General features: G+C 59.6%; 17 protein-coding genes. 10 read left to right on the top strand and 7 right to left on the bottom strand.

Annotated features, from left to right (window positions below; translation table 11 throughout):
* Positions 1 to 174: 174 nt before the first annotated feature.
* The 3 genes from ACOYXH_RS06275 to ACOYXH_RS06265 all read right to left on the bottom strand — a co-directional run bounded on the left by ACOYXH_RS06275 (position 175) and on the right by ACOYXH_RS06265 (position 3,183).
* Positions 175 to 1,158: a TauD/TfdA family dioxygenase gene (locus ACOYXH_RS06275; RefSeq protein WP_095047699.1), complete on the bottom strand. Its 984-nt coding sequence runs from the start codon at positions 1,156 to 1,158 to the stop codon at positions 175 to 177.
* A 39-nt stretch (positions 1,159 to 1,197) separates the two neighbouring features.
* Positions 1,198 to 1,938 carry a thioesterase II family protein gene (locus ACOYXH_RS06270; RefSeq protein ID WP_095047700.1) on the bottom strand — a complete coding sequence of 247 codons (741 nt, stop codon included), beginning with the start codon at positions 1,936 to 1,938 and terminating at the stop codon, positions 1,198 to 1,200.
* Positions 1,939 to 2,010: 72 nt separating this feature from the next.
* Positions 2,011 to 3,183 carry an MFS transporter gene (locus ACOYXH_RS06265; RefSeq protein ID WP_095047701.1) on the bottom strand — a complete coding sequence of 391 codons (1,173 nt, stop codon included), beginning with the start codon at positions 3,181 to 3,183 and terminating at the stop codon, positions 2,011 to 2,013.
* A 260-nt stretch (positions 3,184 to 3,443) separates the two neighbouring features.
* Here ACOYXH_RS06265 and ACOYXH_RS06260 point away from each other — a divergent pair, with 260 nt between their 5' ends.
* The 3 genes from ACOYXH_RS06260 (at position 3,444) to ACOYXH_RS06250 (ending at position 6,847) form a co-directional block, all read left to right on the top strand.
* The gene (locus ACOYXH_RS06260) at positions 3,444 to 4,244 is read left to right on the top strand and encodes a glucose 1-dehydrogenase (protein ID WP_093431918.1); all 801 of its coding nucleotides are present in this window, start codon (positions 3,444 to 3,446) and stop codon (positions 4,242 to 4,244) included.
* A complete protein-coding gene (locus ACOYXH_RS06255; RefSeq protein ID WP_460410378.1) occupies positions 4,237 to 6,063 on the top strand; it encodes a glycoside hydrolase family 15 protein in 1,827 nt (608 codons plus the stop codon). The genes ACOYXH_RS06260 and ACOYXH_RS06255 overlap by 8 nt, the downstream gene beginning before the upstream one ends.
* 394 nt (positions 6,064 to 6,457) lie before the next feature.
* The gene (locus ACOYXH_RS06250) at positions 6,458 to 6,847 is read left to right on the top strand and encodes a hypothetical protein (RefSeq protein ID WP_095124858.1); all 390 of its coding nucleotides are present in this window, start codon (positions 6,458 to 6,460) and stop codon (positions 6,845 to 6,847) included.
* 1 nt (position 6,848) lies between these two features.
* Here ACOYXH_RS06250 and ACOYXH_RS06245 read toward each other — a convergent pair whose 3' ends face one another.
* Positions 6,849 to 7,832, bottom strand: coding sequence for a GlxA family transcriptional regulator (locus ACOYXH_RS06245; RefSeq protein ID WP_095047704.1), 984 nt, complete (start codon positions 7,830 to 7,832; stop codon positions 6,849 to 6,851).
* Between the two features lie 89 nt (positions 7,833 to 7,921).
* Here ACOYXH_RS06245 and inhA point away from each other — a divergent pair, with 89 nt between their 5' ends.
* From inhA to ACOYXH_RS06230, 3 genes are all read left to right on the top strand, one after another.
* Positions 7,922 to 8,608 (top strand): isonitrile hydratase, encoded by a 687-nt coding sequence (inhA, locus tag ACOYXH_RS06240; RefSeq protein WP_258709508.1) that lies wholly within the window; start codon positions 7,922 to 7,924, stop codon positions 8,606 to 8,608.
* A 229-nt stretch (positions 8,609 to 8,837) separates the two neighbouring features.
* Positions 8,838 to 9,629, top strand: a complete 792-nt coding sequence (locus tag ACOYXH_RS06235; protein ID WP_258709507.1) for a CPBP family intramembrane glutamic endopeptidase — start codon at positions 8,838 to 8,840, stop codon at positions 9,627 to 9,629.
* A gap of 102 nt (positions 9,630 to 9,731) precedes the next feature.
* The gene (locus ACOYXH_RS06230; RefSeq protein ID WP_095047707.1) at positions 9,732 to 11,297 is read left to right on the top strand and encodes a methyl-accepting chemotaxis protein; all 1,566 of its coding nucleotides are present in this window, start codon (positions 9,732 to 9,734) and stop codon (positions 11,295 to 11,297) included.
* Positions 11,298 to 11,955: 658 nt separating this feature from the next.
* Here the strand turns inward: ACOYXH_RS06230 and ACOYXH_RS06225 are convergent.
* The 3 genes from ACOYXH_RS06225 to ACOYXH_RS06215 all read right to left on the bottom strand — a co-directional run bounded on the left by ACOYXH_RS06225 (position 11,956) and on the right by ACOYXH_RS06215 (position 15,220).
* The gene (locus ACOYXH_RS06225) at positions 11,956 to 12,321 is read right to left on the bottom strand and encodes a DUF6124 family protein (protein ID WP_449122657.1); all 366 of its coding nucleotides are present in this window, start codon (positions 12,319 to 12,321) and stop codon (positions 11,956 to 11,958) included.
* Between the two features lie 930 nt (positions 12,322 to 13,251).
* Positions 13,252 to 14,405 (bottom strand): IS3 family transposase gene (locus tag ACOYXH_RS06220; RefSeq protein WP_460063762.1). Its coding sequence is split into 2 segments (ribosomal slippage): positions 13,252 to 14,132 and positions 14,132 to 14,405, totalling 1,155 coding nucleotides; the frame shifts between segments, so codons are not numbered across the junction.
* Positions 14,406 to 14,539: 134 nt separating this feature from the next.
* Positions 14,540 to 15,220: an alpha/beta family hydrolase gene (locus ACOYXH_RS06215; RefSeq protein ID WP_460063761.1), complete on the bottom strand. Its 681-nt coding sequence runs from the start codon at positions 15,218 to 15,220 to the stop codon at positions 14,540 to 14,542.
* Positions 15,221 to 15,315: 95 nt separating this feature from the next.
* Between ACOYXH_RS06215 and ccoN the strand changes: the two genes are divergently transcribed.
* From ccoN to ccoP, 4 genes are read left to right on the top strand one after another with little or no spacing between them, the layout of a single operon-like run.
* Positions 15,316 to 16,740, top strand: coding sequence for a cytochrome-c oxidase, cbb3-type subunit I (gene ccoN / locus ACOYXH_RS06210; RefSeq protein ID WP_008082029.1), 1,425 nt, complete (start codon positions 15,316 to 15,318; stop codon positions 16,738 to 16,740).
* 10 nt (positions 16,741 to 16,750) lie between these two features.
* Entirely contained in the window at positions 16,751 to 17,359 is a 609-nt protein-coding gene (ccoO, locus tag ACOYXH_RS06205) for a cytochrome-c oxidase, cbb3-type subunit II (RefSeq protein WP_003223389.1), read from the top strand.
* Between the two features lie 3 nt (positions 17,360 to 17,362).
* On the top strand, positions 17,363 to 17,560 hold the full coding sequence (locus tag ACOYXH_RS06200) for a cbb3-type cytochrome oxidase subunit 3 (RefSeq protein ID WP_095047711.1): 198 nt from the start codon (positions 17,363 to 17,365) through the stop codon (positions 17,558 to 17,560).
* Positions 17,557 to 18,510: a cytochrome-c oxidase, cbb3-type subunit III gene (gene ccoP, locus ACOYXH_RS06195; RefSeq protein WP_095047712.1), complete on the top strand. Its 954-nt coding sequence runs from the start codon at positions 17,557 to 17,559 to the stop codon at positions 18,508 to 18,510. The genes ACOYXH_RS06200 and ccoP overlap by 4 nt, the downstream gene beginning before the upstream one ends.
* The last annotated feature ends 251 nt before the right edge of the window (positions 18,511 to 18,761 follow it).

The raw sequence follows: 18,761 nt of genomic DNA, 5'->3' as shown, positions 1-18,761 counted from the left end.
GGGGTCCTTGCTGATCGGCGGCGTGACCAGGAGACCCGGTCGTATCAACAAGAACGAATGACAAACGTGATGATTTAGCGCGCTGGCGCAACAGCGGCCCGACGGTAGGCACACAAACGCCGAAGCCGGTACGAGACCGGCTTCGGCTGCTTTACCACCAGGCGTGGGGATTGCTCAGAGCGGCCCCTGTGAATGCCCTTCAGCCATGGCGACAATCACTTTGCGCGGCCCCTCGAATGGCGAACGCGCGTGCGCCGAGAGCATGTTGTCGAGCATCAGCACATCGCCCTCCTGCCAAGGAAAACTGATCGCGCACTCATCGAGCACCGCGCGAATCTGCGCCAGCACCTCGTCTTCAATCGCCGAACCATCGCCGTAATAGACGTTACGCGGCAAGTCCTCTTCGTCGACGATATCGAGCAGGCTTTCGCGCACTTCCGCTTGCAGGTTGGAAATGTGGAACAGGTGCGCCTGATTGAACCAGACGTTGTCGCCGGTCACCGGATGCACCGCCACCGCCTGACAAGTCTGGCGGGTGCGCAATTCACCGTCGTCCTTCCATTCGCAGACAATGCCGTGAGCCTTGCAGTAGGCCTCGACGACCTCGCGATCGTCGGTGTTGAACACGTCTTCCCAAGCCACATCCAAGCCGTTGCCGAAGTTGCGCACATACATCAGCCCTTTGCTGACGAAGCGCTCGCGAATTGCCAACGGAATGCGCCGATAAACTTCACGGCTGTCGGCAATCGGCGTCTCGCCGCCGGACTTGGCGGCGATCATGCTGTAGAACCAGATCTTCATCGGCCAGTCGCGGGAATAAGCCTGCTCGTTGTGCAGCGGAATGCTCTGGTGCGCCGGGTATTCGGTCGAGGTGTACACGCCCTGCGTCACGTTGGTGCGCGGTGTCGAGCCGAATTCATAGTTCAACAGCGGATGGCCAAAACTGGCGGCGAACTGCCGGAACTGTTCGGCACCGTTCAGACGGAAGCCGCGAAACAGCAGCCCGCCGTCGCGCAGCAGATGCTCGTCCACCAGTTCTTTCAATTCATCGAACACCGCCAACAAGTCAGTGTCCGCATCGGTCGCTTCCACCAACAACGGCAAGCGCCCCCGTTGCGGCAGCAGTGGCCGAACGGAAAATCCCACAGCAACAGCCATGACTGGCCTCCTGTAATCACTCGATAGGTGAACCGCGCGCTAAAACGCCGGTGCCGTAGCCTGCGCATGACGGCGGTGATGGACTTCCAGATGGGTCTTGATCGTGCGGATGACCCGGGCTTCGTGTTCATGAATGAAGAAATGCCCACCGGTCATCATGTCCACGGAAAAACTGCCCAGGGTTTCCTTGCTCCAGCCGATCAGTTGCTCGGTGGTCGCGCGGTCTTCCTTGCCGCCCAGCACGTGCACCGGGCAATTGAGCAACGGCCGCTGCGCCGGCGTGAAACGCCCGCACATCATGAAGTCCGCGCGCAGCACCGGCAGGGTCAGGCTCATCAGTTCTTTGTTGGCCAATACTTCTTCGCTGGTGCCCTGGAAGGTGCGCAGTTGATCGATCAATTCCTCATCGCTGCGCGCTTCGGCAAAGCCGCGATCGTAGTCACTGCGCATCGTCGGCGCAGCAGTACCGGAAGCGAACAACGCCACCGGTTCCGGTACTCCGAGTTCGCGAAAGGCATGCGCCATCTCGCACGCCAGCAGCGCGCCGAGGCTATGCCCGAACAGTGCGTAAGGCGCCTGCAAGCCAGCCTTGTGCTCGCGGGCCAGTTGCCGGGCCAGCGCACGCATGTCGATCTGCAGGGGTTCGTCGAAACGGGCACCGCGCCCGGGCAGTTCCACCGGTTGCAAGTGCAGCCACGATGGCAGTTGGCGCCGCCAGCGGCTGTAGACCATGGCGCTGGCGCCCGAATAGGGCAGGCACAGCAGTGTCAGCTTTGTCACCGCGTTTACCTCAATAGGGTTATCTGTAAAAGAGAACGGATGAGATAGCGCGGGAATTAGTCGGTTAGCCGATCACTTCAAATGACGGAAACTCTGCACCGCCGATGCGAGGACTACCGCCCCGGCAGCAATCGCCAGCCAGAAGCCGCTGCGCGCGCCGAAGGCATCGACCAGCGCACCTGCGCCGGCGGCGCCCACCGCCACGCCGATACTCAAACCGGTCACCAGCCAGGTCAGGCCTTCAGTGAGCTTGGCCGGCGGCACAATGCGCTCGATCAACGCCATCGCCACAATCAGCGTCGGTGAGAAGAACAGCCCGGCGACGAATACCGCCACCGACAATCCAACAATATTGCTCGCCAGCAACAGCGGCAATGTCGTCACCGCCGTCGCCACTCCACCGTACAAAAACAGCTGCGGCAACGGCAGCTTCGAGCGCATCGCACCGAACGCAATACCGGACAGGAAAGAACCGATTCCGTACACCGACAACACGATGCTCGCTGCCGCCGGCTGCCCCTGTTGCTGGGCGAACGCGACGCTGACCACATCGATCACGCCGACGATGACGCCCATGGCGGTCATCAACAACAGCAGCCATTGCATGTCCGTGGAGCGAATGATCGAGCCTTGATGGTGTGGCTCATGCGGATGCACAGAGGGCTCCGTGCTGCGCTGGGCGACAAACGCGGTGACGCCGACCGCCAGCATCAACAGTCCCGCCAGTGGTCCGGCCTCGGGAAACAGCGTCACGCACAGCCCCACCGACAGCGGCGCACCGACGATAAAGCAGACTTCATCGAGTACTGACTCCAGCGCATAAGCCGTCTGTAACTGCGGTTGGCCGCGATAGATCTCCGTCCAGCGCGCCCGCACCATCGCCGACATGCTCGGCATGCACCCGGCCAGCGCGGCAAAGATAAACAGCGTCCAGTTCGGCGCCTGCAACCGCGTGCACAGCAGCAACATCAGCAGTGCCCCGCCGCCGATCAATGCCGATACCGGCAGAATGCGTCGCTGCCCATAACGGTCAACCAGACGCGATACCTGCGGCGCGCAAAACGCTGTGGCCAGGGCAAAGGTTGCCGCCACCGCGCCGGCCAGCGCATACCCGCCCTTCAACTGCGACAGCATGGTGATCACGCCGATACCGGTCATGGAGATCGGCATGCGCGCGATCATTCCGGCCAGGACAAAATTCCGTGCGCCGGGGGCGTTGAACAATTCGCGGTAGGGGTTTGCCATGGACTGCAGCCTCATCAAGGGCCGCCAAGTTGCCATAGGGTCGGGTGGCGTGGAAGCGCGGAATTGTTGGTGGAATGTGAAGCCTCCATCGCGAGCAGGCTCACTCCCACAGGAGGATTTGTGTACGACGCCGATCCAGTGTGGGAGCGAGCCTACTCGCGAAAGCGTCGGCGAAATCACCATAGCCCTTTCTGCCGAATGAACTCTCACTATTGGCAACCGGTCAGCTATGTAGGCCCTCACTCAAGGCGCGATTTTGCATGCATATTTCCCTCGCCCGACAAACAGCCCTGATCACCGGCGCCAGCTCCGGCATCGGCCACGCGTGCGCCAAAGCCCTGGCCGCTGCCGGCGCGGCAGTGGTCATCAACTACAACCGCCAGGCAGAACCTGCCGAAGCACTGGCCCGGCAAATCATTGCTGACGGTGGGCAGGCCATCGCCATTCGCGCTGATGTCTCCAAGGAAGACGAGGTTGAGCGTCTGTTCTCGGCGGCCATCGATGCCTTCGGTTCGCTGGATATTCTGCTGGCCAACTCGGGTATGCAAAAAGATGCCGCCGCTGTGGACATGACCCTCGACGACTGGAACGCGGTGATCGGCGTCAACCTCACCGGGCAGTTCCTCTGCGCCCGCGCTGCCCTGCGGATTTTCAATCGCCAGGGCGTTCGTGAAGGCGTGTCCCGCGCGGCCGGCAAGATCATCCACATGAGTTCGGTGCACCAGCGCATTCCCTGGGCCGGGCACGTCAATTACGCCGCGTCCAAGGGTGGTGTCGATCAGCTGATGCAGACCCTTGCACAGGAAGTCAGCCACCAACGCATTCGCATCAACGGCATCGCGCCGGGGGCGATTCGCACGGCGATCAATAAAGATGCCACCGAAGGCGCTGCCGGCGAAAAGCTGCTTGATCTGATTCCCTACGGGCGCATCGGCGACGCGCAAGACGTCGCCAACGCCGTGGTCTTTCTCGCCTCGGATGCCGCCGATTACATCGTTGGCACCACCCTGTTCATCGACGGCGGCATGAGCCTCTATCCGGAGTTTCGCGGCAATGGCTGAGCATCACCTGGAACGACAAAGCCCAATCGACGCCCACGGCATCATCGGCGACATGCGCAGCGCGGCACTGATCAACGACCGTGGCAGTGTGGATTTTTTCTGCTGGCCGGAGTTCGACAGTCCGTCGATTTTCTGTTCGTTGCTGGACACCCCGGACGCGGGGATTTTCCAGTTGGCGCCGGACTTGCCCGACGCCCGCCGCGAACAGATTTACCTGCCCGACACTAACGTTCTGCAAACCCGCTGGCTGAGTGAACGCGCCGTGGTCGAAGTCACCGATCTGCTGCCAGTGGCGGACAACGCCGATGACCTGCCGCTGTTGATGCGTCGGGTGCGCGTGGTCAGCGGCGAAGCGACTTTCACCATGCGCTGCGCCGTGCGCCACGATTACGCCCGAGCCGACACCCGAGCTCAGATGGATCAACAAGACGTGACATTTAGCGCTTCCGGCCAACCGTCACTGCGCCTGGCTTCGGACCAGCCGATGCAGATCGACGCGCAAGCGGCGGTGGCACAATTCACGCTCAAGCAAAATGAAACGGCGGCGTTCATGCTCGGGGCGACCGATGATCCACGATTCGCCGAAGGCGCCGGACACTTGTGCATGGAACGCACATTGAAGTTCTGGCGCGACTGGATCGGTCAGTCGATTTACCGCGGGCGCTGGCGGGAAATGGTCAACCGCTCGGCCCTCGCGTTGAAGCTGCTGACCTCACGCAAACACGGCGCCATTCTCGCCGCCGCCACTTTCGGTCTACCGGAAACGCCGGGCGGCGAACGTAACTGGGACTACCGCTACACATGGATCCGCGATGCCTCGTTCACGGTGTACGCGTTCATGCGCCTGGGCTTTGTCGGCGAGGCCAACGCCTATATGGGCTGGCTGCGCGGACGGGTCAGCGACTGCTGCGGCAAGCCGATGAAGTTGAACATTCTGTACACCATCGATGGTCGTCAGGAATTGCCGGAAACCGAGCTGTCGCACCTGTCCGGTCACGGCGGTGCGCAACCGGTGCGCATCGGCAACGGCGCTTACGATCAGATTCAACTGGATATCTTCGGCGAGCTGATGGATGCGGTGTATCTGGTCAACAAATACGGCGACGCAATTTCCCACGAGGGCTGGAAACATGTGCGCGAAGTGGTCGATCAAGTCTGTGAAACGTGGCAGACCGCCGATGTCGGCATTTGGGAAATGCGCGGTGAGCAGCATCACTTCCTGCACTCGCGGCTGATGTGCTGGGTAGCGCTGGACCGGGCGATTCGCCTGGCCTCGAAACGCTCGCTACCGGCACCGTTTGCGCAATGGGACTCGACCCGGCAGGCGATCTACGCCGACATCTGGGACAACTTCTGGAATGAGGAGCGCGGGCATTTCGTCCAGTACAAGGGCGGCACCGCGCTGGATGGCTCGATGTTGTTGATGCCGTTGGTGCGTTTCGTCAGCGCCAAGGATCCGCGCTGGCTGTCGACCCTTGCGGCCATCGAAAAGACCTTGGTGCGCGACGGCATGGTGTATCGCTATCGCAATGACGACAGCAATATCGATGGCCTGGCCGGCACTGAAGGCGCCTTTGCCGCGTGTTCGTTCTGGTATGTCGAATGCCTGGCTCGTGCGGGGCAGGTTGAAAAAGCCCATCTGGAGTTTGAGCAATTGCTGCGCTATGCCAATCCGCTGGGTCTCTACGCCGAAGAGTTCGACGCCCATGGCCGGCACTTGGGTAATACCCCGCAAGCCTTGACGCATCTGGCGTTGATCAGTGCGGCGAGTTTTCTCGATCGCAAGTTGAGTGGGGAAAAGAGTTACTGGCAGCCGTAATTGTCACCAAAGGCTGTAGGAAATAGTCCGCATCAACAGCCAATTGTAGGACTGACACCTACGCAAAAGCAGGCTCACTCCCACCCCCTATGGCGAGGGAGCTTGCTCCCGCCGGGTCGCGAAGCGGCCCTGAAACCTGCCTCCCCAATCCCACTGAAGCACCGGGTTGCCTGACTTTGCGCCTGCTGCACAGCCGAGCGGGAGCAAGCTCCCTCAGCACAGTTTTCAACTGCCGTAAGACTACAAATGGTCAACATCCCCTGAACCGTGTCTGCCCTGCAACTCGCAGTCACACCCGGAAATACCCTGTTGCCAGCTGTTACATCCACCCCTACCATCCACCGCAACGGGCACAGCGGAGCTGTCCAATAAAACCCGAATTCAAGGAACCAGAATGTCCCAGCACGTCCAGCGCACCATCGACACGCCGCTTCGCAGCGGCCTGACCCGCACCCAACTCTGGGAAGCCGCGGACAAAGGCCTGATCAAGTGCTGGGAAATCGGCCGCCAGCGCGCCACCCGCTTCCCCGACCTCGCGCAAAAATGTCTCGCCGGCGAACTGCCCGTGCTCGGCTGGAAAGGTGGCGTGAGCCGCAGCCTGAAGAAAAACGAGAAATTTGGCTCGCTGAAGTATCTGGCGCAGTGGCAAGGCTTGCGCGGTGAGGATCTGGATATTGATTTGAGTGCAGAACGTGCGCTGACGTGTTCGCGGACGAAGATGCGGGTGACGTTTACCCCGGATCGGACGAAGTATTTTAATCAGGTGGCGGAAGCTGAGGCTTGATTCAAGGCATCACTGGATCTGCTCCAGCCTTGACCGAAAACCGCTCCCGATAAGCCTGCGGAGTTACCCCCATGGCCCGCAGGAAGCTGCGCCGCAACGTCTCTTCACTGCCAAAACCGCAATTGGCGGCGATGCGTTTGACCGGCAAACCGGTGTCACTGAGCAAGCGCCGGGCGGTTTCGACGCGAATCAATTCGATCGCCCGCGCCGGGGTCTGGCCGGTGTCGGCGCGGTAGTGGCGGACGAAACTGCGTTCGCTCATCCCGGCTTGTTCTGCGAGGGTCGGGATGCCAAGGTCGCAGGTGAGGTTTTCGGCGATCCACGCGTGCAGTTCATCAAAGCGATTGCCCTGATTCTGCAAGGATAAGGTCACGCTGAACTGCGATTGCCCGCCCGGACGTTTCAGAAACACCACGAGGTGCCGGGCGACGTCCAGGGCGATGTCGCTGCCCAGATCCTCTTCAACCATGGCCAAGGCCAGATCGATGCCGGCCGTGACCCCCGCCGAGGTCCAGACCGGGCCGTCATTGATGAAAATCGGATTGGCCTCGACGTGCAAATTCGGATGTTGCTGTGCCAGTTGTTCGCAGCGAGTCCAGTGGGTAACCACGCGGCGGCCATCGAGCCAGCCGCTCGCCGCCAACAGAAATGCCCCCGTACACACGGAGGCCACGCGTCGACATTTGCCGGCGTGTTCGCGCACCCAATCCACCAACAGCACATCTTCGGCTGCCGGATAAATGCCCCAGCCACCGGCGATGATCAACGTGTCGCTGGGCAGTTGCGGCAACGGCTCGGCCAACACCGCCAACCCCGCCGACGACATCACCGCCCCGCCGCCGCTGGCAATCACGCTCGGCGCATACGGGATCGGCAAGCCGCGCTGACGGGCGATGTCGTTGGCCGAGGCGAACACCTGCAAGGGGCCGGTGACGTCGAGGATCTGCATGTTGGCAAACGCGAGTACGTGGATGGCTTTGGGCATTTGGCGTAATTCGTGGGGTGATTGGCGTATGCGCCAGAACCTACGCGCCTACAGTGAAGCCGTCCAGCCCTTTTCATGGAGTAAGAACGATGACGTTGCAGATCGGTTTTCTGTTGTTTCCGCAGGTTCAGCAACTCGACCTGACCGGGCCGTATGACGTGCTCGCCTCGCTGCCGGGCGTGCAGGTGCACTTGATCTGGAAGGATCTGATGCCGGTCACCGCCAGCACCGGACTGCTGCTGAAACCGACCACCACGTTTGAGGATTGCCCGGATCTGGATGTGATCTGTGTACCGGGTGGTGGTGGCGTCGGCGCGCTGATGGAAGATGAGCTGACACTGGCTTTCATCAAGCGTCAGGCTGCGCTGGCAAAGTACGTGACATCGGTGTGCACCGGTTCGCTGGTGCTCGGCGCGGCGGGTCTGCTGCAAGGCAAACGGGCGACCACGCATTGGGCGTATCACGATCTGCTGCCGACGCTGGGGGCGATCGCGGTGAAGGATCGGGTGGTGCGTGACGGCAATCTGTTTACCGGCGGCGGGATCACGGCGGGGATTGATTTCGCCTTGGTGCTGGCTGAAGAGTTGGTGGGTGCCGATGCGGCGCAACTGATCCAGTTGCAATTGGAATATGCCCCGGCACCGCCGTTCAACGCGGGCAGCCCGGAGACTGCGCCGAGTGAGATTGTCGATGAGGCACGTTTGCGTGCAGCGCCATCGCTGAAGCTGCGAACGGAAATCACCGAGCGTGCGGCGGCGAAACTTAACTTGCGTTGATTCCCAGGCAAACACAAAACCCTGTGGGAGCTGGCTTGCCAGCGATAGCGGTGGACCAGTCGATGAAGATGTCGGCTGAACAGGCCTCATCGCTGGCAAGCCAGCTCCCACAGGTAAAGGGGTTGACCATAGGTTTGTGTGCTGCCCCGGTTTCCCCCTTCACCTTCACTTGTCCCCACACCCCCACCCGTGTAGAAAGCCCTTCCACAAATTTGCACAGGGACTTTCGATGAAGGCTTTGCCATGGCTCTATCTGGCGCTTCTCAGCCTCGGTTACGGATGGGCGCTGAGTTACGGCCACCTCGGCTGGCTGGCGCTGATTTCCATCGGGCTGCTGGTGTTCGCCGGTTTTGCCGTTCGCCAACAACAGGTGCCGGTCGCACGTTTTCTCGGCCATGGTCTGTTTATCGTGCTGGCTTTGGCGCTGGCTCTACACTGGCTACCGGGCTTCGCCAACGGTCGCGCCATTGATCCGCAACGCTTCACCGACAACGCCGTGCCGTTCGCGATGTACCTGAACCTCGACAAACCGCTGGTTGGCTTCTGGTTGCTGCTGGTGTGCCCGTGGATTGTCGGGCGACGTTCGTTGCGCCTGAGCGTCTACGCCACCGCCCTCGCCCTGACGCTGAGCGCGGTTCTTGCCCTTGGCGGCGCGCTGTTGCTGGGCGTGATCGCCTGGGCACCGAAGTGGCCTGATCAAGCGTGGCTGTGGGTGCTGAACAATCTGCTGCTGGTGACCTTGGTCGAGGAAGCGCTGTTTCGCGGCTATATACAGGGCGGCCTCAGTCAGCGTTTCAAAAATCTTCCTTACGGAGAAAATCTCGCCCTGCTGCTGGCCTCGCTGCTGTTTGGTCTGGTGCATGTCGGCGCAGGCTGGACCTGGGTGTTGCTGGCGGGTCTGGCGGGTGTCGGCTATGGTCTGGCCTACCGTTTTGGCGGGCTCGGCGCGGCGATCGCCACGCATTTCGGCCTGAACCTGCTGCATTTCGGCCTGTTCACCTATCCGATGCTCGCCGGCTGAAGCAAGCGCCATTTTGCGACGCCGTGCTGATTATTGAAAAAAAATTTCAATAAAAAGCTGTCACCGCCGACAACCTTTCAAAGCCTTGCGGATTGAAAAACCATGCGTAACAACCAGCCCATTACACAACGCGAACGGACTTTCCCGGCTCAGCAGCGGTTGATTTCCACAACCGACGCCAAGGGCGTGATCACCTACTGCAACGACGCTTTCGTCGAGATCAGCGGGTTTTCGCGTGAAGAACTGATCCGTGCGCCGCACAACCTGGTCCGTCACCCCGACGTACCGGCGGCGGTGTTTTCGCACATGTGGGGCACATTGAAACAAGGCTTGCCATGGATGGGCATTGTCAAGAATCGCTGCAAATCCGGCGACCACTACTGGGTGAACGCCTACGTGACTCCGGTGTTCGATGGCAGTCAGGTGATCGGCTACGAGTCAGTGCGTGTCAAACCCACTGCCGAACAGATCCGCCGTGCCGAAGCGCTCTACCAACGCATCAACCAAGGCAAGTCGGCGATCCCTTCCACTGATAAATGGCTGCCGGTGTTGCAAGACTGGCTGCCGTTCATTCTCGTCAGCCAGTTGAGTTTCATGATCGGCGCGACCCTGAACTCGCAGTGGGGCTTCGCCCTCGCCGCCGGTCTGTCGGTGCCGCTGGGCCTGATGGGCCTGCAATGGCAGCAACGCGGGCTCAAACGCCTGCTGCGCCTGGCCGAGCAGACCACCTCCGACCCGCTGATCGCGCAGATGTACACCGACAGCCGTGGCGCCCAGGCGCGTCTGGAAATGTCGATCCTCAGCCAGGAAGCACGCCTGAAAACCTGCCTGACCCGTCTGCAGGACACCGCCGAACACTTGACCGATCAGGCCAAGCAATCCGACGTCCTGGCGCACAACAGCTCCACCGGCCTGGAACGCCAGCGTGTGGAAACCGAACAAGTCGCCACCGCCGTCAACCAGATGGCCGCGACCACCCAGGAAGTGGCGAGCCACGTCCAGCGCACAGCTGACGCCACTCAGGAAGCCAATCGCCTGACCGGTCGCGGTCGTGACATCGCCGGGGAAACCCGCGAAGCCATCCAGCGTCTGTCGGTAGTTGTCGGTGAAACCGGTTTGACCGTGACCCAACTGGCAAAGGACAGCGACGAAATCGGCGGCGTGGTGGATGTGATCAAAGGCATCGCTGACCAGACCAACCTGCTCGCCCTGAACGCTGCGATTGAAGCAGCGCGTGCCGGTGAGATGGGCCGTGGCTTTGCCGTGGTGGCTGACGAAGTGCGTCAACTGGCGCAACGCACCAGCGAATCGACCGGGCAGATTCATGCCCTGATCGCCAAGTTGCAGCAGACGGCTTCGAGTGCCGTGCAAACCATGGAAGCCGGGCATCGCCAGGCTGAAGAAGGTGTGGCGCGGGTGCTGGAAGCGGATCAGGCGTTGGTCGGCATCAGCGAAGCGGTGGCCAACATCACCGACATGACCACGCAGATTGCGGCCGCGACCGAAGAGCAAAGTGCGGTGGCTGAAGAGATCAGCCGCAACATCAGCAATATTTCGGAGCTGGCGGATCAGACGTCGGAACAGGCGCATAACTCGGCGTTGTTGAGTGAAGAGCTGACGAAGACGGCGAATACGCAGTATTCGTTGGTGGAGCGGTTTAACCGCTGATTGAACTGGCGATAACAAAAAACCCGGATAGCGAGAGCTTCCGGGTTTTTTGTTGCCTGTCTGAAATAGACGTTGTTTGGCAGGCCGCTTTCACGAGCAGGCTCGCGAAGAGGCCTTCTCTGCCAACGACGATCTCACTCAAGCAATGCAGAAACTGCCTACAGCTTCGCCAGAGTGCACCGACTGGTGCTCGTTGATGCCAGGTTCTATCGTTTGCCGGTTGCTACTCAATCACGCAGACCGGCAAGCATGAATAAAATCTCCGTCCGAAAACCCGCAAAACAGAAAACTTGTGATGAACTGACATTCCTTGATGTTCGGCAAGCCGCGCGTGATGGCCAGAAATTGTTCGATAAATTTTTGATCACTGGCAGGCTACACACTGCAAAGTAAATTAAAAGATCGCAGCCTTCGGCAGCTATTACACCGATCACGGTAGGAGCTGCCGAAGGCTGCGATCTTTTGATCGTGGAAGCCCGGAAAGCGAAAGCATTCGGGCTTTTTTATTACCTGTCTGAAATTGATGTCGCTTGTCATACCGTCATCGCGAGCAGGCTCACTCCTACATTGGATCTGCGGTGGTCATAGATTATGTGCCCGACAACAATCCCCTGTGGGAGCGAGCCTGCTCGCGATGAGGCCATAACAGCCAGCGAAATTACTGAGGCAACTTCAGCTTATCCAGCAGTCGATTGACCAACAGCTCGTTGAGCATGATCACCTGTTGCAGCGCCAGCAACGGTTTGCGCTCCGGGCCGCCGATTGAGTTGGCGATATTACCGGCCATGACATGGGCGTATGAAAGCGACTCGCTAGCCTCGACCAGCAGGGTTTCGTCATCCAGCGTGGGGTCGACGAGATAGACCGGGCGAAATTTTGGCGAGCTTGGTGGAGCCCCCAGGGCTTCGGGGCGGAGGTAGTAGTCGAGGGCGCGGTCGGTTGCTTCTTTGATCTTTTGTGGGCTGAGCGCTGGGTCGTGGGGGATTGGATCAGTGGGTGGTGGGTTTGGTGTGATTTTGAACATAGATAAAGCTCCAATTTGAAAAAACGGGAGCCATCACCCTCGCTACCAAACGGCGGGTGGCGGCCATGCGCGGGTTGGTAGACCGGTCAAATTGGGTAACCCGGCGCTCACAGAGGAGCCCCACGCATGCCCACCATACAAAGCCATATCTCAAAAAGGAGACAGCATCGACAGTGTCGCAACAACGACAATTTAAGGCGGGCTACCAAACCCGATCACTGTTTTTCAGTGACAAGGAAACGATATAGCCCGGCCTGTAGTCGTGTAAGCCGGCGGATTCTGGCGTACGCGTAGGTAACGGCGCAAGGTGTTGTAGGCCTGATGGCGTAACGGTTCATGTACTTTAAACGCGCTCACAAAATCATGTTTACGCACAGGAAATGCTGGGCAGTGCGCGCTTCCAGTTTTTTATCGTGTCAGCAGAATCGCCCCTCACCCTAACCCTCTCCCAGAGGGAGAGGGAACTGACCTGAGGGGCAAATCCACCACAAAACCAAAGCCGAACACCCGCGCTCCTCACCACTCAACAGGATGAGCGTTAGCTCGGCTGCAGCTCTTGATCTTGATCCACGAGCGACGTCGGAAGGCTGAGCGGAGGGATTGATCCGGGGGTGGGAGCGCAGCGACCGTTTGGCGCAGCCAAACACAGCGGGAGTAGGTGCAGCGAAGCAAACCGGAGACGCTGCGCCCGGATCGATCCCGGAGCGAAGGGACCCCGAGCCCCAGCGAGCGGGCCGGACGTAGGAGCAAGCGTTTTTGGTTACTTTTTAGGCGTTTGTAAAAAGTGACCCGCCGTAAGGGCGGAACCCTAAGTGGCCGTTACCGCAGCAACGGATATGTACCCAAAAAATATGTCGCAACTGAAATCGATCCCCCTCACCTGATCTGGTCAAACGATACTGGACACGGTTATAGGGTTTAGGTCATTTCTCATGCTGCCAAGGCTTCCATTGCTACCGGAGTCCGATATCCGTTGTAACTGTGCAGCCTGATCCGATTGTAATAATGGGTCAGGTAGCGCAATACATCGGTACTGGCCTCATCTTCGTTTCGGTAGCCAGCCTTGGGTATCCATTCAGATTTCAAACTGCCAAAGAAACGCTCCATCGGGGCGTTGTCCCAGCAGTTTCCTCGTCGACTCATGCTTTGTTTTATGCGCATGTCCGCCAGCGTTTCACGAAACACTTTACTGCTGTAATGACAGCCCTGATCCGAATGGAACATTAGGTTTTCAGGGCGTCCTCGCGACTCGAAAGCCATCTTTAACGCTCGACAGGTCAGAGCTGAATCCGGACTTCTGGACATGGCCCAGCCGACGATGCGGCGGGCATGCAGATCAAGTACAGCAGCCAGATAAACCCAGTAAGTACCGGCCCAAATGTAAGTCACGTCGCCACACCACACTCGATTGGGGGCCTCGACTTTGAATTTACGCTCCAAATGATTGGGGGCGTATTGCGCCTCCGCACCGCTGGGTTTGTACCGATGCCTGCGCCGTTGCTGGCTCTTCAAACCGAGCTCGCGCATCAGGCTACGAGCCATGTAACGACCTACCGACTCTTTTTCGTTACACAGCGCTTTTGACAGGCTGCGCGCGCCCATTGAGCCGCGACTTTGCTCATGTAATTCGGCAGCCTTGATCTTTAGGCGATCGCGCCCGACATGCACTTTCGCCCGCTGTTTCAGACGCTCGTAATAACTGCTGCGGTTGATGCCAAACACGCCACACAACTCGGATCTTGGATATTGCTCGCTTAACTCCTCGACCAGCCTTACCGATCGAGGGAATCCGACATCAAGAGAGCTGTAGCCTTTTTTAAAATTTCCTTCTCGCGCTCAATCCGTCGAATTGTTGCTTCCAGTTCTTGGATGCGTTGTTGGTCAACGGTCATGGCCTTGGACTTCTCAGGCGTCTTGCCGCTGCGCTCCGCACGCAGTTGTTCAACCCAGCGGCGCAGAGCTGTAGGGCCCACGCCCATTGCTTCACAGGCTTCACTCACCGAATAGTCTTTATCCAAAACCAGGCAAGCCGCATCCCGTTTGAAATCTGTTGAAAAATATCGTCTGGTCAAATCACACCTCATCGTTGGGCGTAGATTAACGCCCTTTAGGGGTGTCCAGAATCATTAAGCCAGATCAACCCCAGCCCTCTCCCCCATGGGGGCGAGGGGGAAAGGGAGCAGATCTTCATGCAGTTCAAAATCTCAGCCCAGCTCGGTCAGTGGCTGAGAAACTCGGCTATTTTCTGCGCAGCGCTGGCCAAATGCTGTTCATGGGTAAACCCGGAAACCTTTAATGGCTTGAGGTCATGATCGCCGGCAGCTAACCACGCCACCTCAATACTCGGTGACAAGGTGTAAGCCTCAACCGCCTCACGATTGCCCAACGCATCCCGCTCGCCCTGCACAATCAACGTCCGAGTCTGCAAACCAGCCAAATGCTCAACCCGAGGCTTCTCCGGTTTACCCACCGCATAAAACGGATAACCCAGACACACCAACGCATCAGCGCCCAATTCGTCAGCCAAAAGACTAGCCATCCGCCCGCCCATGGACTTGCCGCCGATCCCCAACGGCCCAGCGACATGACGTCGCACTTCGGCAAACACTTCGCGCCAGCATTCCAGCAGTTTCGGCGCCGGGTTCGGCGGACGCTTGCCACCGTCGATACGCCGCTGCGCCATATAAGGAAACTCAAACCGCAACACATTCACCCCAAGCCCGGCAAGGCGCCCAGCCATATTGTTCATCCAATCGCTATCCATCGGCGCCCCCGCCCCATGCGCGAGGATCAACGTCACAAACGCCTTACCCTCAGCGGCATCCCAAAGCCATCCATGATCATGCACACACTGCGCCCATTGATCCCCGTCAATACTGGCCTTGTGCTGTTTGTCCATGCTTGCCTCGCTTTTAGTCTGCCTATAACTCCAGACGAAGGATTCGCCGCGTGTCTTGCGCGCGCTCACTTCGGCTGAACCGTGGATGGGGAACCATGAACACTTCTATCAGTACCGCCTACAACTACAAGGTGGTCCGCCAATTCGCCATTATGACGGTGGTGTGGGGCATCGTCGGCATGGGCCTCGGGGTTTTTCTCGCGGCTCAATTGGTCTGGCCCGAACTCAACTTCAATTTACCCTGGACCAGTTTCGGCCGTCTGCGCCCGCTGCACACCAACGCGGTGATCTTCGCGTTCGGCGGCTGTGCGCTGTTCGCCAGTTCGTTTTACTCGGTGCAACGCACCTGCCAAACCCAGTTGTTTGCACCAAAAATCGCCGCGTTCTGCTTCTGGGGCTGGCAGTTGGTGATCCTGCTGGCGGCGATCAGCCTGCCACTGGGTTACACCAGCTCCAAGGAATATGCCGAACTGGAATGGCCGATCGACATCCTGATCACCATCGTCTGGGTCGCCTACGCCATCGTGTTCTTCGGCACGATCATGCAGCGCAAGACCAAGCACATCTACGTGGGCAACTGGTTCTTCGGCGCGTTCATCATCACCGTGGCGATTCTGCACATCGTCAACAACCTTGAATTGCCGGTGAGTTTCACCAAGTCGTACTCGGTGTACGCCGGTGCAACCGACGCGATGGTGCAATGGTGGTACGGCCACAACGCCGTAGGCTTTTTCCTCACCGCCGGTTTCCTCGGGATGATGTACTACTTCGTGCCGAAACAGGCCGAGCGTCCGGTGTATTCGTATCGCCTGTCGATCGTGCACTTCTGGGCATTGATCACCCTGTACATCTGGGCCGGCCCGCACCACTTGCACTACACCGCGCTGCCAGACTGGGCACAGTCGCTGGGCATGGTGATGTCGCTGATTCTGCTGGCACCGAGCTGGGGCGGCATGATCAACGGCATGATGACCCTCTCAGGCGCCTGGCATAAATTGCGCAGCGACCCGATCCTGCGTTTCCTTGTGGTCTCGCTGGCGTTCTACGGCATGTCGACCTTCGAAGGTCCGATGATGGCGATCAAGACCGTCAACGCCCTCTCCCACTACACCGACTGGACCATCGGCCACGTACATGCCGGCGCCCTCGGCTGGGTGGCGATGATCTCGATCGGCGCGCTGTACCACATGATCCCGAAAATCTTCGGCAAGGCGCAGATGCACAGCGTCGGTTTGATCAACGCGCACTTCTGGCTCGCGACCATCGGCACCGTGCTCTACATCGCGTCGATGTGGGTCAACGGCATCGCCCAAGGCTTGATGTGGCGCGCGGTAAACGAGGACGGCACGCTGACCTACTCCTTCGTCGAAACCCTGGTGGCCAGCCACCCAGGCTTCGTCGTGCGGCTGATTGGTGGCGCGATCTTCCTCAGCGGCATGTTCCTGATGGCTTACAACACCTGGCGCACCGTGCGGGCCTCGCAGCCTGCTGACGTCGTTGCTGCCGCGCAGATGGCCTGAGGAGTCCGCCATGAAACACGAAACGATTGAAAAGAACGTCGGCCTGTTGATGTTGCTCATGGTCTTTGCCGTGAGCATCGGCGGCCTGACCCAGATCGTCCCGCTGTTCTTCCAGGACGTCACCAACAAACCGGTGGAAGGCATGAAGCCCTACACCGCGCTGCAACTGGAAGGCCGCGACATCTACATCCGCGAAGGCTGCGTCGGTTGCCACTCGCAGATGATCCGCCCGTTCCGCGCCGAAACCGAGCGCTACGGGCACTACTCGGTTGCGGGCGAAAGCGTGTGGGATCACCCGTTCCTGTGGGGTTCGAAACGTACCGGTCCGGACCTCGCCCGGGTCGGCGCGCGTTACTCGGATGACTGGCACCGCGCGCACTTGTACAACCCGCGCAACGTCGTACCGGAATCGAAAATGCCGGCCTATCCGTGGCTGGTCACGCAAGCGGTCGACAGCAGCCACACCGAAACCAAGCTCAAGACCATGCGCACCCTCGGCGTGCCGTACACCGACGACGACATCAGCGGCGCGGTGGCCAGCCTCAAGGGCAAGACCGAAATGGACGCCCTCGTCTCCTACCTGCAAGTGCTCGGCACTGCGATCAAGAGCAAGAGGTGAGCCATGGTCATTGAAATGAGCACAGGGCTGATCCGTGGTTTAGGCACCGTTGTCGTGTTTATAGCTTTCGTCGGTTTGACTTTGTGGGTATTCAACCGCAAGCGCACCCCGGAGTTTGCCGAAGCACGTCTGCTGCCGTTCGCCGACGAGCCGCAACCCGACACAACCCCAGTAAATGAGACAAGGAGTACTCGGCCATGACCACCTTCTGGAGTACGTGGATCTGCGTACTGACCATCGGCAGCCTGATCGGCCTGACGTGGCTGCTGATCGGCACGCGCCGGGGCGAGACCAAGGGCAGCGTAGACCAGACCATGGGCCATAGCTTCGACGGCATCGAGGAGTACGACAACCCGCTGCCGCAGTGGTGGTTCATGCTGTTCGCCGGCACGCTGGTGTTTTCCGTGGGCTATCTGATCCTCTATCCGGGCCTGGGCAACTGGAAAGGCATCCTGCCGGGTTACGAGGATGGCTGGACCGGCGTGCACGAGTGGGAAAAGGAAATGAACAAGGCCGACGCCAAATTCGGGCCGATCTTCGCCAAGTTCGCCGCCATGCCTCTGGAAGAAGTGGCGAAGGATCCGCAGGCGCTGAAGATGGGTGGCCGCCTGTTCGCCTCCAACTGCTCGGTGTGCCACGGCTCAGACGCCAAAGGCGCGTTCGGTTTCCCTAACCTCGCCGACAGCGACTGGCGCTGGGGTGGCGACGCCGACACCATCAAGACCACCATCATGGGTGGCCGGATGGCGGCAATGCCGGCCTGGGGCGAAGTGTTGGGCGAAGCCGGGGTGAAAAACGTCGCGGCGTACGTCCGTCACGAACTGGCCGGTCTGCCATTGCCAGCCGATAACAAGGCTGACCTGCAAGCCGGACAGCAGGCGTTCAGCACTACTTGCGTGGCCTGTCATGGGGCAACCGGCCAAGGTACTGAAGCCATGGGGGCGCCGAATCTGACGCACCCGGCCGGGTTTATCTATGGCACCAGCCTGACCCAACTCGAGCAGACCATTCGCCATGGTCGCCAGGGTCACATGCCAGCGCAGAACGAACTGTTGGGCAACGATAAAGTGCAATTACTTGCCGCTTATGTGTACAGCCTGTCACATGGATTGAATACAGAAAAACTGATTACTGAAGACAACAAGAAGTAATCATTGCGTACACCTCTGCCGCACCATTCTCGGTGCGGCAGCATCCAGCCCCTTTGCGACGCATTGTCGCACCCCTTCACACCCTCTCCTTTCGGTTCCTCTGATTCGGGTCTACGCTTGCTCGATGCGGACTGGCTTGTGCCGGTTCCAGGTCAATGCTGACTGCTGTGTTCCGCGAACCGGCTGACTGATGTGGCCGCAAACGCCGGTAGATACCGGCTGTCGTGCCATTTACCGTCCGTCACCCGAAC

The sequence above is a fragment of the Pseudomonas sp. Mb7 genome (assembly GCF_054790525.1).
This window is presented reverse-complemented; position numbering and strand designations above follow the sequence as displayed.